The 13,575-nt window shown below is 58.5% G+C and carries 9 protein-coding genes; 6 read left to right on the plus strand and 3 right to left on the minus strand.

Annotation, left to right across the window (positions count from 1 at the left end; genetic code table 11):
- Positions 1-106: 106 nt before the first annotated feature.
- Complete coding sequence (locus ERE07_RS08105) at positions 107-4,858, minus strand: autotransporter domain-containing protein (protein WP_167670785.1); 4,752 nt, start codon at positions 4,856-4,858, stop codon at positions 107-109.
- Positions 4,859-5,106: 248 nt separating this feature from the next.
- Here ERE07_RS08105 and ERE07_RS08110 point away from each other — a divergent pair, with 248 nt between their 5' ends.
- From ERE07_RS08110 to ERE07_RS08130, 5 genes are all read left to right on the plus strand, one after another.
- Positions 5,107-6,108: a hypothetical protein gene (locus ERE07_RS08110; RefSeq protein WP_130008269.1), complete on the plus strand. Its 1,002-nt coding sequence runs from the start codon at positions 5,107-5,109 to the stop codon at positions 6,106-6,108.
- Positions 6,105-7,076 carry a hypothetical protein gene (locus ERE07_RS08115; RefSeq protein ID WP_130008270.1) on the plus strand — a complete coding sequence of 324 codons (972 nt, stop codon included), beginning with the start codon at positions 6,105-6,107 and terminating at the stop codon, positions 7,074-7,076. Before ERE07_RS08110 ends, ERE07_RS08115 begins: the two co-directional genes overlap by 4 nt.
- A 190-nt stretch (positions 7,077-7,266) precedes the next feature.
- A complete protein-coding gene (locus ERE07_RS08120; protein ID WP_130008271.1) occupies positions 7,267-7,968 on the plus strand; it encodes a hypothetical protein in 702 nt (233 codons plus the stop codon).
- A 44-nt stretch (positions 7,969-8,012) separates the two neighbouring features.
- A complete protein-coding gene (locus tag ERE07_RS08125; protein ID WP_130008272.1) occupies positions 8,013-8,705 on the plus strand; it encodes a hypothetical protein in 693 nt (230 codons plus the stop codon).
- A 28-nt stretch (positions 8,706-8,733) separates the two neighbouring features.
- A complete protein-coding gene (locus ERE07_RS08130; RefSeq protein WP_130008273.1) occupies positions 8,734-10,497 on the plus strand; it encodes a vWA domain-containing protein in 1,764 nt (587 codons plus the stop codon).
- Positions 10,498-10,509: 12 nt separating this feature from the next.
- Here ERE07_RS08130 and ERE07_RS08135 read toward each other — a convergent pair whose 3' ends face one another.
- Positions 10,510-11,079, minus strand: a complete 570-nt coding sequence (locus ERE07_RS08135) for a DUF2799 domain-containing protein (RefSeq protein ID WP_130008274.1) — start codon at positions 11,077-11,079, stop codon at positions 10,510-10,512.
- A 3-nt stretch (positions 11,080-11,082) separates the two neighbouring features.
- On the opposite strand from ERE07_RS08135, the gene ERE07_RS22345 reads away from it, so the two are divergent.
- A complete protein-coding gene (locus ERE07_RS22345) occupies positions 11,083-11,358 on the plus strand; it encodes a LysE family transporter (RefSeq protein WP_167670775.1) in 276 nt (91 codons plus the stop codon).
- Between the two features lie 263 nt (positions 11,359-11,621).
- Here the strand turns inward: ERE07_RS22345 and ERE07_RS08145 are convergent, their stop codons facing one another.
- Complete coding sequence (locus tag ERE07_RS08145) at positions 11,622-13,166, minus strand: Fic family protein (protein ID WP_130008276.1); 1,545 nt, start codon at positions 13,164-13,166, stop codon at positions 11,622-11,624.
- Positions 13,167-13,575: the final 409 nt, after the last annotated feature.

Below are 13,575 nucleotides of genomic sequence, written 5' to 3' on the forward strand. Positions count from 1 at the left end.
TTATTTATTATGCGCGGGCGAGTCCGAAGACTAGACCGCCTTATATAGGGCACCATACTCCATACAAGCCCCCGGCGCTACCCGAGGGCGCTTGCAGGAGCTCAAGCTAGAACTTCATGCGCAGGTACAGCGATCCTGTATTGTCGTTGCCTTGACTACTGAACTGGCCGGAGTAGGACAGCCCAAGCGCAGTGTTTTCCCCCAGCCGGGCCTCGGCCCCCAAATCCAGCACCGCCGCGTTCTTCGCGATCGGGGCGCCCTTGATCTCGAAGCTTTTGCCCCCGCCCTGGCTGAACGCCATGGTGCGCGTCGCGTCCAGGTCGCCGCTTGCGTGACGCCACCCCAGGCCCGCCAGCAGGCTGATATCCGTCTTGCCGGCGGTGAACGCAGTTCCGCCACGCAAACCCAGGGTTTGCGTGAAGATCTGGTTGTGATCACTATCGGCCTGCAACGCGGTCGATCCGCCCGACTCCGAGAAACCCTTGGTGCGCAGGTCGGCCCAGCCCAGATTCAGGTAAGGCTCCACGTAAGTGGCATCAGATACCGGCAAGGCATAGCCCAGCTCGGCAAAGAGCTGGGTGCTGTTGGCATGATAGCCCGCGCTCAGGTTCTGGCTGCCCAGCACATCAGTGTGGCGGTCAGTATCAATGTCGTGGTAGGTGTAGCCCGCACCCACCAGCAGGTTGAGCTGCCCTTTGGACAGCGCCCAGCCTTTACCCCCATACAGCGCAGCGGTGTAGCTCTTTACATCGGCCTTGGAGTCGCGGTCATCGGCGTCGATCTTGCCATCGGTAAAGCCTAGCGCCCCGCCGACGCGCCAGCCGTTGTCAAAGGTCTTGTCGCCGCCCAGGTACAGGCCGCCCAGCCGGTAGCGGGTGGACGCCGTGTTGCTGTCGCCATCATGATGGTTCCAGCTGCCCACGACCTGAGCCCAGAGCGGATAATCCAGGCCGCAGGCTGCGTCCTTGCGCTCTCCGTCCTGATCCGGCCCCTCTGTATTCACGCAGGAAGGCGATCCGCTATTGCCGCGCATGCGATTGACCAAGGTGCGCTGCATCAAATTGCCGGTGTCCAGCAAGGCGGTCTGAGTGCTGGCGTGAATTTCGCCCGACAGGTGATCCAGGGCATCGGCGTAGTTGGCCATTTGAACTGCCTTTTGGACCGCCGGGTTGGTTTGCGCCGCTTCCACGACCGCATTCTGGTTGTGCGTCAGGGTCAACTGCTTGGCTTCGTCCACGGACAGGCGGATTTTGACGACGTCATCGCCGTAGATGACGGGGTCGAGCTTCACCAGGGACGCGGCCAGACTGCCCTCCAGCTCACCGCCATTGGCGAATTCGTTGTTGGCCACGCCGGAAATCCCGGTGGCGTCGCCCGTTTTAACAATGGTGTAGTCGTGATCCAATTTGTAGCCGCCATTGCCATCGGCTTCGTCCACATACAGATTCGTGCCCGTCAAATCAAAATTGCCGCTAGTGACGGTGATCAAGTCGGACTGGCCTGCAGCGTTGACCTCGGCGTGGTAGTCGCCCGTAAAGCTGCCGGCACTGGCAAAGGTTTGCGTGCCGATGGAGTTGCCCGGGCGCAGAGTGCCGCTGCTGCCGCTGAGCATGCCGCCCACGTTCAGGTTGCCGCCCAGGGCCGCGCCATTGTTGACCGTGACGTCCCCTGAAATCTGAATCGGCGCCGCCACCGTACCGCCGTGGGTGGCCGTGCCGGCATCGGTGAGCGTCAGATTGCCGTCAAGACGCGAGACGCCGGTCCATTGCGAGCCGCTGGAGAGCGCCAGGGTGTTACGGTTCGTGGTCGACACATCGGTAATGTCTCCCATGGCCAGCGTGCCGTTCGTAAGTTGCAACACAGTGGGGTCGATCAAATTGCTGCCGGTCACCGCCAAGAGCACACCATTGTTTTGCGTCAGATTGGAGTTCTCAATGATGATGGGTTGTGGAGTCAGGCCGCTGGAATACAGATTACGACCAATGGACGCACCGACGGTATCCATTGTGACTTGATTCAGATGAACGCTTGCGTCGTTCTCGACCGACAGACCCATAGCGTCCGCGCCGGCGGTCGTGATAGAGGCGTTACTCAGCGCCAACTGAGCGAACTGCACCGCGACAACACCTGTTGCGTCGGCGCCGCTGGTCGTGATGGAGGTATCGTTCAACGCCAACTGCGCAGCATCATTGACCAATGCGCCATACGCGCTGTCGCCCACCGTCGTGATGGCAACATCGTTCAGGGTCATCGTACTGTTGCTGTCAGACATGGTCCCGGCTGCAAGAGCACCCATTGTAGAAATGCTGCCGCCTGTCATGGTCACGGTACTGTCGTCCCTGGACGAAATGCCCACCGCAAAATCGCCCTCCGTGGAGATGGCCACGCCATCGTTCAATACCACGCTGGCGGCGTCGGTCACGTTGACAGCGTCGTAAAAGAGCGCGCCCTGAGTGCTTACACTGCCGCCGGACATGGTGACGCTGGCATTGTCGGCTGCGCGAATGCCCACCGCCTGTGTGCCTTCTGTGCTGATCGCCACGTTATCGGTTAGCGTGACGGTTGAATCGTTCTTGGCAAGGATGCCGTGGCTCTCCTGGCCTTCGGTAGTGATGCTGCCGCCAGCCATATCCAGAATGCTGCTCTGCGTCAGATGAGCTCCGTTGGCCTCTTCGCCTTGGGTATGGATCGCTACACCGTCCTCCAACGTAATGTGGCCGTTGCTGAGCAGACGCAGGCCTTCGCCATAGTCTTTCAAGGTGGTGATGCTGCCGCCGGTCATGACTACCTGTGCATTTGATCCCGCATAGATCCCGCGCCCACTTTCCTCCTCTGCCCTGATCACAACGCCGTGATTCAGGGTCACCTGTGCATTGCTCGTAGCCCAAACCCCGTCGGCCCCGCGACCTGTTGTCGTGATCGTGCCGCCTGTCATGGTGGCTTGCGCGTTGTAGTTGGTGCTGATGCCGTTGGCCTGATCACCGCTGGTCTCAATGTCGACGCCTGTCAGCGCGACAACCGAATCGTTGATGGCATCCACTCCGTGCGCATTGCTGCCCAGGGTGCTGATGCTGCCTCCGGTCATGGTGACGTCGGCTTTCTTGTGCAGGCTGATACCGCTCGCGTTATTTCCTTGGGTCGAGAGAGCCACGTTATTGCTCAGTTGCACGACGGAATCATCGGTTATTTCAATGGCGATAGACCCGTTCCCCTGCGTCGCGATGCTCCCGCCCGACATCGTCACGCTGCTGGCGCCCAAACGGGTCATGATTCCCTGCGCAGCGTTTTCTTCGGTCGATATCTCAACATCATTTAACGTAACGGTAGAGCTCTGAGTAGCCTCGATACCCTTCGCAGCCGCACCAGTGGTTGTTATCGTGACACCGCTCAGCCTGGCAGTGCCATTACCTCTGGAGAATGCACCAACACCATAGTGTCCATCAGTAGTGATGCTTCCGCCCGACATGTCGATTATGCCTTGCCCTCGAGTGTAGAGTCCAAACCCATTGTTACCCTCGGTTGTGATGTCCACGCCATCGGAAAGTATGATTTTTCCACCGGAAATTATCGGAACGCTACCCGCAGCAACGCCAGCAGAGGCGCCATAGGAGCGCACTCCCTTTGTGTTGATGCTTCCTCCTGCGATATTGATCACTGCAGAATCAGCAACCCAAACGCCACTGCTGTCGTCATCGGTCGTTGATATCACCACGTTATCTGTCAGGGTGACAGTTGAATCATTCTCAGCCAAGATACCGTGGCTCTCCTGGCCTGTTGTCGTGATCGTGCCGCCGGTCATGGTGGCTTGTGCGTTGTCTTTGGTGGTGATGCCGTAGGCATTATTACCGATGGTGCTGATATCTCCGTCAGACATGGTTACTACAGCGGCATCGTAGGCGAAGATTCCAGATGCAAAAGCACCTCCGGTCGATATAGCTGCATCGTTTAATGTAACGGCGGAGCTGCCATGAGCATGGATGCCAGTGGCTGAATCGCCTGCGGTTGTTATATTGACACCGTCGGTCAGCTTGATCATGGAATTCTCATCTGCCTCCACACCCATTGCTGCCCTTTCAACCGTGGTGATGCTGCCGCCTGACATATCGATGGCGCTGTGTCCTCGGGCGACGAGTCCGGTGCCGCTCTCGCCTTGAGTCTTAATAGCCACACCATCCTTCAGCGTCACGATGCCATCACCATCAGCCACAACACCGCTAGCGGACTTCCCCTGGGTGGTAACCGTGCCACCGGTTATTTCTACCGCGCCCCCCAATACCTGATAACCATTCCCGTTTTCGCCCTCGGTCAAGACAGTACCGTCAGTCACACTCATTGCCACACCCAGCAATACTCGCAACGCGTGACTGTTGTCGCCCTTCGTCGATATCGCCACACCGTTTAGCGTTGCCTGGGTGTTGGTCCCTTGCGCGTCAACACCATGAGAGCCGCTGGTCGTATTGATATTGCCCAGTGTACCGCCGCCGTCCAGCACCAACTTCGCGCCGCTTTCCAGAACCACCACGGCGCTGCCGTCACTGGATGGGTCGTTGCCCAAAATCATCGCGGCGTTGCCATTGGCGTCCACTATGCCGCCATTGCTGGCTGTAATCTTGATATACGTGTCTGTGGAGTTCAATGTTTCAGTGGTGCCGTCGGCATCCACCGTCACGTCGGCGGCTTGCGCCATACCGGCGGCGCCGCCCAGGGCCATCGCCAAAATGACGGTATTCAGGCTCCTGGATCGTGCCGATGTCCGAACGCTGCCATTTTTGCCCTTGCCCGCGCCACGGGCCAGTTCTGAAGCGACCACCATGGCGTTGCGGACCTTGCTCCACACTTTGCAATAGATTTTGTTCATCAAGCATTTCCCCAGAGAATATTTTTCAAATGGCAGACAGGCGTGCGTGGTCACACATGGTTTCTTATTTAAACTACCGCAAACGAACTCACACGGCCCCATCCATTTGAAGGGGGAAAGACAATTATTCAGGCAGGCTATTTCTCTGTTTGCGGTTTTGGTGGTTGCCCCCCATTCAAACGAAGGGCGCGTTGAGCGCTAAAACTCAATAGACTGGCCTGAATTTGCGCAGCTAAGGGGAGAGCGGCATGTGGGATTTCAGTATCGGGAAAACCTTCAAACTCATGATGCATACTTTGCCGTTTCTAGGCTTGCGCCTGCTGGTTTATTTCGGTGTGGCGTTGGGCTATGTGCTGGTGACCGGCATGGGTGCGGGCATGGGTTACGGCCTGGCCGCGTTAAGCGGGCCCGGCACGCAATCAAGCGCCGCCGTATGGGGCGGCATTATCGGCTTTGGCGTTTTTGGCGTTTTCATGTACTGGGCGCGCGAATACCTGCTGTATCTCGTCAAAGCTGGTCATATCGCCATTCTGGTGATTCTGCTGGACGGCCAAACGCTACCGCAAGGCACATCGCAAATACGCTATGGGTCCGAAGCGGTCAAGGCCCGGTTCGCCCAAACCAGCATCCTGTTTGCCATGGACCAACTCATCAAAGGCGTGATCAAAGCGCTTACCGGCCTGGTGCGCGGCGCCTTATCCATTGTGTCGTTGCCTGGCGCGCAACAGCTATCCGGCATCCTGCATGCTTTTTTGCGGGTGGCGGTGGGCTTTGTCGATGAAGTCATTCTGGCCCGCACGATACGCACAGCATCGACCAACCCCTGGGTGACAGCAAAGGACTCTGTGATTCTCTATGGCCAAAACTACAAGGTCATGCTGAAAAACGCGGCATGGGTGGCGGCCATGGTCTACCTGTTCAGCTTTCTGGTGTTTCTGATCATGCTGGCGCCGGCCTCCTTGGTGGTGTATTGGATGCCGGGCGCCTGGTCTGCCGGCGCGTTTGTCTTTGCGCTGCTGTTTGCCTGGAGCATCAAGGCCGCGCTGTTGGAACCCTTTGCCATTACCTGCCTGATGGATGTCTATTTCAAGACCATCGAAGGGCAGCAGCCCGACCAGGAGTGGGAAGCCCGGCTGGAACAAATGTCCGGCAAATTCCGCGCGCTCAAGGAACAGGCCCATGATGCCATGCGCGCCGCCGGCAAAGCGCCCGGCGATCTAGAACAAACGACGACCTCCCAAACATCATGAACCCGCTTGTAACCCTGCTGCTTGCCGCTGCCGCGCTGGCCACAGTGCCGGGCCAAGGATTCGCTGCGGTCCTGCCGCCTGAGGCTCAACAGGCCCACGCACAACAGTCGACAGCCTTCATCGAGGCCGCCGGTTTTATCGAAGCGGACATCAACCGGTCTTGCAGCGAAGCCGCCTTCTACACCCGGCAGCGTTTTCCTCAGTTGGGCAAATCGGCCTTTCGGCCGGATGCGGATCTGGATGCGTTGGCCAAAGCGGTCCTGCTGGTCGATTGCGCTGAGGGCCCTTTACCGCATGCCCGCTATCTGATCCGCTACCACCTGGCCCCTGTGTCGCAAGCGAGTGCTGCACCGCGCGAGTATATCGAGGTGCTGCGCTCCAATCTCGGCCCCCAGCGCTATCAGGATGTCATCCGGCATGTGGAGCGGGAATTCTGGCCGCCCGAAAGCATTTTTGGCGTGGGCCCAAACCTGGCGTGGCGCTTTGTGTTCGGCTCCGTCCAGGGCAACCGGGCCCATGTCGAGCGGGCCAGCCGTGCTGAGCTCAATCAAACTGATGCCTCAAAGCGGGATTGCCTGGGGGAGCCTTGCCTGTCCGCCTACAGCCCCACTGACCCATCGGATGCCTGGCATGCTTTCACGCCACCGGCGCTGAGTGCTGCGGCGTTTCGCGAGCCCAATGATGCAGGCCTGCCGGGCCCGCCCCGTGTGGCACAGATGCTGTTCCTGAACGCTACGGGCGGCAGCGGGCAGGCCGAGCCCAGCGAGAGCGCCTCAATCAGGCAACCCGAGATGGTTTTTCGGATATCGAAGAACGTCTCGGGCCAGGACAGCGGTGTCACCGGCCTGCTGCACCACCGAGGGCTGATGGATGATGCCGTGTCAGAGCTCTGGACGTTGCTGCACCTCTCCCTCGGATCCGGGCCGGAATGGCGCCGGAAAGTGGTGCACAGAGCCGGGCGGCAATAAAGGACGAAGTGACGCCGACCGCACGCCAGGCAATGGAGCACAAACAGTCTGACCTCAGAACGATTAGCGTCAACCAACTCTTTCGCCAAACCTATTCATTTGAAGGGGGACAAGGCTCGCGCTTCGACTCATGCTTGCGAAAGCCGCATTAAACGTTTTTTTCAAGGCGTGGCAACAAGGGAAATCGATCATGCAAACAACCACAATCCGCACTACATTGGCGGGATATGTACTGGCTATGCTGGCGCTACCTGCGACGGCCATTGATCTGGAGACGCTGGCCGACGACCCTTGCCTGATGACGCCCGGCGCTACCGTGGCTGAATTGTTCGACGTACCCGAGGCCGAGATCAAGCAACGCGAACTGAAGATGAAGCGGCGGCAGATGTGCACGACCAAATGGTCTGGCGCCGATCACGCCGTTTTCACGGAAGCCCGGATAGAGATTATGGACAGCCAGGAAAAGGCGGCCAAAAGATTCAAGTCGCGGACGCGATCCGCCAGCCGTGAAGAAATGGCCGCAGCCGCGCAAATACTGCGTGACAAAATGGACGCCGCCGACAAGACCAATAAATCGCAAAAATCCGACAGCGCCAAACGGACTGAAAACTCGATCATTGGTGCCGCCAGTCAGACGCCTATCGAGTTTGAAGACGTGGATGCCATGGGCGACGAAGCACGATTTGACTTGGGCGAAGGCAAGCTGGTCGCACGCCAGGGGGCCGCGATCATTACGATCGAGGCTTATTCCGGCCCTGGCATGCCAATACCCAGCAAGCGTGATGTGAAGTCCATGATCAAAGCCGATCGGGAATGGAGACAAGACACCATGCCCGCTCGCAAACAACAGACGCTGCAGTTGGCCGAGACCCTCTTCAAGCGTCTGAAGTAAATGGAAACTGCCGTTTTATATTCAATTGCCCCACGGAGCCACCTATGAACCATCTATCCCTGGCCCTGCACGCCGCACTGCTGACGATCGCGCTTGGCCCGCTTTGCGCCTGGGCCGCCGGCACGGCAACGATAACCACCGACGGCGAAAGCAACACCATGTCTTGGCTGAACAGCAACACCATACGCTTTGACATGCCCTCGACCGACGGCAGTTACATGATCGCGCGTGATGGCAAAGCGTACATGGTGAGCACTGAAGCGGCAGGAGGCATGCCGCCGGTGATGGAAATCGGCGGCATGATGCAGGGTTTTGGCGAAATGGCTAACAGCGAGGAAGGCGGCAAGGCCTCGCCGCTGGCGATGCGCATCACATCCATCGAAGCAACCGGAAAAAAAGAAACCGTGGCCGGCCTAGACGGCGATGTGTATGAGTTGACGTCCACCGACAACAAGGGCAAAAGCCAGACCGTACAGGCCGTGTTCACCAGTGATCCACTAGCCGTTGAAATGACCGCGGCGTATCTTGCCCTCTCGGAAGCCATGGTAGGCGCCGAGAGGGTGGCTGAATTCAAAAACGCCTTACCAAAAGACAAGAGAGGTTTGCTGCGGATGGGCGACGACATGGTAGTGCAATCCATCGCCGACACCCCACCCGCTCCCGCTGCATTTGAGTTACCGGCCAAGCCCGTGAACATGGGCGACATGATGAAGCAACTCATGAAGCAGTCGCAGTAAGCCCATACTCGCCACCCGGAGTCGCTCCATGAATCGACTGCCTGCCTTGCTCCTTGCCGCTGGCGTTGCCGCCAGTACATTGCCGCTATCGGCCGCGCAAGCCGCCGACGACGTACTGATCGTCTACGACGCCTCGGGCTCCATGTGGGGCCAGGTCGATGGCGTCAACAAGATCGTCACGGCGCGCAAGGTCATGGGCGAACTAGTCAAGAGTTGGCCCGAAGAAACCAACCTGGGACTCATCGCCTACGGCCACCGCAGCGCGGGCAGTTGCAGCGACATCGAAACCATGATTGAACCGCAGCGAGTCGATCGCGTTGCTTTCATCAACACCGTCAACGCCATCACACCCAAGGGCAAGACGCCCATTTCGGCCTCGCTCAAGCAGGCCGCCGACGTGCTGCAATACCGCGACCACAACGCCACCGTGGTGTTGATCTCCGACGGGCTGGAGTCCTGCCACGGCGACCCATGTGCCGTCGCCGCCGAGCTGAAAGAAAAAGGCGTGGACTTCAAGGCCCACGTGGTGGGCTTCGACCTGGATCAAGAAGGCAACGAAGCGCTCTCCTGCATAGCCAAGAACACGGGCGGCATCTTTGTACCGGCCAGTAATGCGGACGAACTGCAAGACGCACTGCGGCAAGTGCAGGCCAAGGTAACGCAAAAAAAGGCAGAGCCCGAGCCGGCTCCCGAGCCGCCGGCGGCGGAACCCGAATACACCGTGCAGGTCAACGCGCCGGAACAGGCCATCACGGGCACGCGCTTTGATGTGTCGTGGACCAAGGCCCTGAACAGCCGTGACTGGGTACAGATCGTGCCGGTCGACACGCCCGAGGGCGAGCTAACCAGCTATATCCGCGTGGAGAACGCGCTGAAGGGACAACTGACCGCTCCCGGTGAACCCGGTCTGTACGAGGTACGCTATGTGCTCAGTCAGGGCGGCAAGACATTGGCCAGTGCCCCGGTGGAAGTGGTCGAAGCCGAAATGGGCATCAGCGCACCCGGTCAGCTTACTGCCGGCGCCCGCTTCGAAGTCTCCTGGACATCGGCCCTGAACAGCCGCGACTGGGTACAGATCGTGCCCGCTGGGTCTCCCGAGGGCAAACTCACCAACTATATCCGCGTAGACAGTGCGCTGAAGGGACAACTGACCGCTCCTGGCAAGCCCGGCCTGTACGAAGTGCGTTATGTGCTCAGCCAGGGCGGCAAAACATTGGCCACTGCGCCAGCGGAAGTGACGACGGCCCAACAGGCCATCACCGGACCCGATGTCGTGCGGGCGGACGCGGCTGTGGACGTGTCCTGGACCACGGCCATCAATCCTCGTGACATGGTCGTCATCGCCCCGGCTGGCTCTCCGGACAAAACGCTGGACGGCAGGAAGCGCGTCGACAGCCGATTGAAAATCAGTTTGAAAGCGCCCAGGCAGCCTGGTTTGTATGAAATTCGCTATGTGCTCGACCAAGACGGCAGCGTACAGGCCCGACACAACCTTGAAGTCGTTGCCGCCGATTCCGCGCTGAGCTCTGGCGCTGTGCTGACAGTTCCGGCGCAGGCCTCGCCCAGCCAGGCCGTCACGATGTCCTGGACGGGCGGTTCCGACAGCAAGGATCAGCGCGTGGCGCTGGCCTCGAAGGATCAGGCCGACTTCACCTGGATCGATGCCAAGAAGATCAACGAGGCAAAGGCGCTTGAGTTCAATATGCCGGAAGAGCCGGGCGACTACGAGGTACGCTACCTGGACGTCAGTCAACGCGCCGTGCTGGGTCGAGCCATTATCAAAGTGCGCTAACCAGGCCAGCGTTCAGCGATAAGGCAGGCGTCGGTCGAACTCAGCCAGTTCATCGCGTGCCCGGCTCAGGCGACGATCCAGATCCCGAAGCTCGTTACGCAAGCGCCGGCGCGCATCCTTCTCTTTTTCGTCGTCCAGCTCGCGCTGCAGCTCACGAGATTGCCGATTGAGTCGCTCCACCCGCTGCTGCGCGTCGTAGGCAACCCGCCCTTGGCGGTAATAAGTAAGAAATCGACCTTCCAGCCTCGCCGGGCAAACATGGCCGTAAGAACGCCCGGCCCTGCCTTCAGCAACCGCATTGGCAGGCGTACAGTATTGCGCAATACCCTGGCTGTATCCCTTGCGGTATTGCGTGATATCGGGTGCGACGCCCACGCCGGAGCAAGCCTCGCGGTGATCCACCACACGCGATGCCGGATAACCCCGGCGGCCATCCTTATACCCTCGGTCGAGCCAGTTTGCGGTCAGGCATTCGCCTTCGGACATGGTGGCGCAACCCGACAAGGCAAAGAGGGCCATGATGCCCAGGCTCAGCCCAAACACCCTGAATGAGCGGCAATGTGTACGTGTAAACGAATGCATGAGATGCGCAAGCCATCAAGATCGGTCTTGCCCCATGCTATAAGAAATCCCGCTTGCAGGCACCCTGCAAATGAAGGGGGGAAAGCCCTGTCAAGCGTTAACCATATATTCGCGTCATGGGCTTTTCTTGTAAATGAATCCTTGCTTTGGTTCAGCTTGGTCGCCGCTATGTTTTCTTCTCCTCAGGTCATCAAGTGGCTTCGCGGTCATCTGCAATGGTTTGATCGCGCGGTTGGCGCCCTTCTCATTGGCTTGGCCGTTAAAGTTGCCGCTTCTTGATGGAGCTGTATAGCGGACAAGCTAATGACATTCTTTGGGTGAAATCAAAGTTGAGGCAGATTTGGGCAGATTATCTGGATGAGGTTGCAAGCAGCAGCATGCCTGTCCAGCACCAGGCGGGGTGATATTTGGCTCGATACCAAGTTCAGTAAGCACAAACAGTTAGCTGATCTTCAGCAAGAGATAAAGCGTGCCTATCGGCCTACCTGCATTAATTCAGATTAAACCGGATACTGGGCCTGGAGTCAGCGCGAAATCGAACATCACTCTTCGTCGGCACCCGCTGCCCGTTCTTCGAATGCGGAGCGCACAGCTTCCACAACACGTTCTGCCCGATGGGCGTTGTCCAGCTGTGGATACGCTTTCTTCAGCTTGCCAGATACCTGCCAGCCGTTTTCCTTGAGCGAGCGAATGACGCGGCTCGCATCCTGATCCGACATTTCCAGCACCTCTTTGAGCCGCTCCTGAGCCCGTTGAAAGATGGTCAGCACACGGGCCTCATCCGCCATTTCGGTGCGAACCGTATGCGCAACGACCTGCGCCGTGTACAGGACGTGTTCGGTCAAGTCGGGATAGCGCCATGCAAATTGCGCGTCGTCGTAGTTATCGAAGGCCAGATTGCTCTGGGTACCATCCTCGTAGACAACGAGCTCACCAAATCGGTAGGACGTGGCGTAGCGTTGCATGAATGACCGCGAAAACACTTCCAGCGTACGGTCATAGCGCGCCCGAAAATCGATCGAACTCGTGATGGTGGCCGACACCGGCAGGATCACGCCATCCGGTACCGCCTTATCGCGGATCAGGGTGTCGTTGATCAGGAAGCGATGGATCCGGCCATTGCCATCTCGCATGGGATGTATATAAACAAACGCGAAGGCAAGTACCGCGGCTCGAGCCAATGGCTCGGCGCCCCGTGTTGCCAACTCGAATGCTTTCAGACCATCGAGCAGTTGCGGCAGCGTCTCATATTGCGGGGCAATGTAGTGCACGATATCCTCGTGCATGGTCGCCTGCCCCACGAAGACGGGTGAGCGCCGCAGGCCCAGTCCGACGGCATCATGGCCCAAAATACCTGCTTGCAAGGTGTGCAGGCTGTCATGGCTCAGCGGATCTTCGATATGGCCACAGTACTTGGCGATCACATGGGCAAACCGCTGGATTCTGTCGGCCTTGTCTGCTTCTTTCTCGATGAGAAAGCTCGCACGCGATTCCTTGAACGTCAGCCAACTGGCCGTGCGCATCAGGATGTCGGCGCCAAAGGCCTGGTTCAGCTCGCGCAGTGCGGCATCCAAGTCAAATTGCAGCGCTTCCTGTACGGCCTCGGTACGGCGAACCATGGGGCAAAACCCCGGCACGCCAGGAAAGTTGTCGTTGATGCGCCAGCGCCGTATCCGCAGTGGCTTAACGCGGGTCAGGTACTGCTGCGACGAAATGGCATCGACGTAGCCGCCATTGGTAACATCTGGCACATCCAGATGCCGCCCCGTGAGCCACTCGTACAGGAATCCGGTGCGGCGGGCATATTGGCCGAAAGGCGCTTGTCGGCACCAGGCCTCGATGGACTCCGGGCCAATAGCCGCAAACAGACGGGCGAAAAACTCAAGATGAATTTCTTCGTACTTGAGTCCAAACTCGAAATGTCCCGTGAAGTCATCCGTTGGCTGGTAGCTGGCGGGGTACTTGTTCTCGACATATCCGTCGCTCTCGCGACTCACGCGTGTCGTGCCGATCACTGATTCGACGCGCAGGGGTTGTGCAAGTACGATACCGTAGCGGTCGGCGAGTGCCTTGAAGCCTACTTGCATTGTCGAATTCCCTAATGAGAGCCAAAAAATGATACTCAGGAAGGAATAATACGTGAAAATGATAATTCAGTGGGTGCAAAAATGCTAACACCTGCTTGAGTTTGATAGCAAACCGGCTATTTATGCCGAAAACGATAAAATCCTAAAGTACCAATGGGGCACTTGCCCTAGAGCCTGGGGCAGGCGGGCCCAGGCATTGATGGCTTCCGGAGTGCCGAGCAAGCAACCGCCCAATTTCACGGCCCATAAGCCCTACCAGGGAGCACGACCTAAACCAAGCTGGTAGCGGGTGTCAAACGCATTTGGAATTTGAGCCACTTCGCGCAGGATTGCGCAAAGTAAATTTGAACCAGTGATTATTTAGCTATGGACGGGAAGTGTCCGGCCTTGCGTTGTTGTTTGAGCCGGT

Origin of the sequence: Allopusillimonas ginsengisoli (genome assembly GCF_004153455.1) — a bacterium.
GTDB lineage: Bacteria > Pseudomonadota > Gammaproteobacteria > Burkholderiales > Burkholderiaceae_B > Allopusillimonas > Allopusillimonas ginsengisoli.

Excerpts from the sequence above, each read along its gene's own strand:
- ERE07_RS08130 (WP_130008273.1), top strand. The coding sequence starts at position 8,734 with ATGAATCGACTGCCTGCCTTGCTCCTTGCCGCTGGCGTTGCCGCCAGT.
- ERE07_RS22345 (WP_167670775.1), top strand. The coding sequence starts at position 11,083 with ATGCGCAAGCCATCAAGATCGGTCTTGCCCCATGCTATAAGAAATCCC.
- ERE07_RS08115 (WP_130008270.1), top strand. The coding sequence starts at position 6,105 with ATGAACCCGCTTGTAACCCTGCTGCTTGCCGCTGCCGCGCTGGCCACA.
- ERE07_RS08125 (WP_130008272.1), top strand. The coding sequence starts at position 8,013 with ATGAACCATCTATCCCTGGCCCTGCACGCCGCACTGCTGACGATCGCG.
- ERE07_RS08105 (WP_167670785.1), bottom strand. The coding sequence starts at position 4,858 with ATGAACAAAATCTATTGCAAAGTGTGGAGCAAGGTCCGCAACGCCATG.
- ERE07_RS08135 (WP_130008274.1), bottom strand. The coding sequence starts at position 11,079 with ATGCATTCGTTTACACGTACACATTGCCGCTCATTCAGGGTGTTTGGG.
- ERE07_RS08120 (WP_130008271.1), top strand. The coding sequence starts at position 7,267 with ATGCAAACAACCACAATCCGCACTACATTGGCGGGATATGTACTGGCT.
- ERE07_RS08145 (WP_130008276.1), bottom strand. The coding sequence starts at position 13,166 with ATGCAAGTAGGCTTCAAGGCACTCGCCGACCGCTACGGTATCGTACTT.
- ERE07_RS08110 (WP_130008269.1), top strand. The coding sequence starts at position 5,107 with ATGTGGGATTTCAGTATCGGGAAAACCTTCAAACTCATGATGCATACT.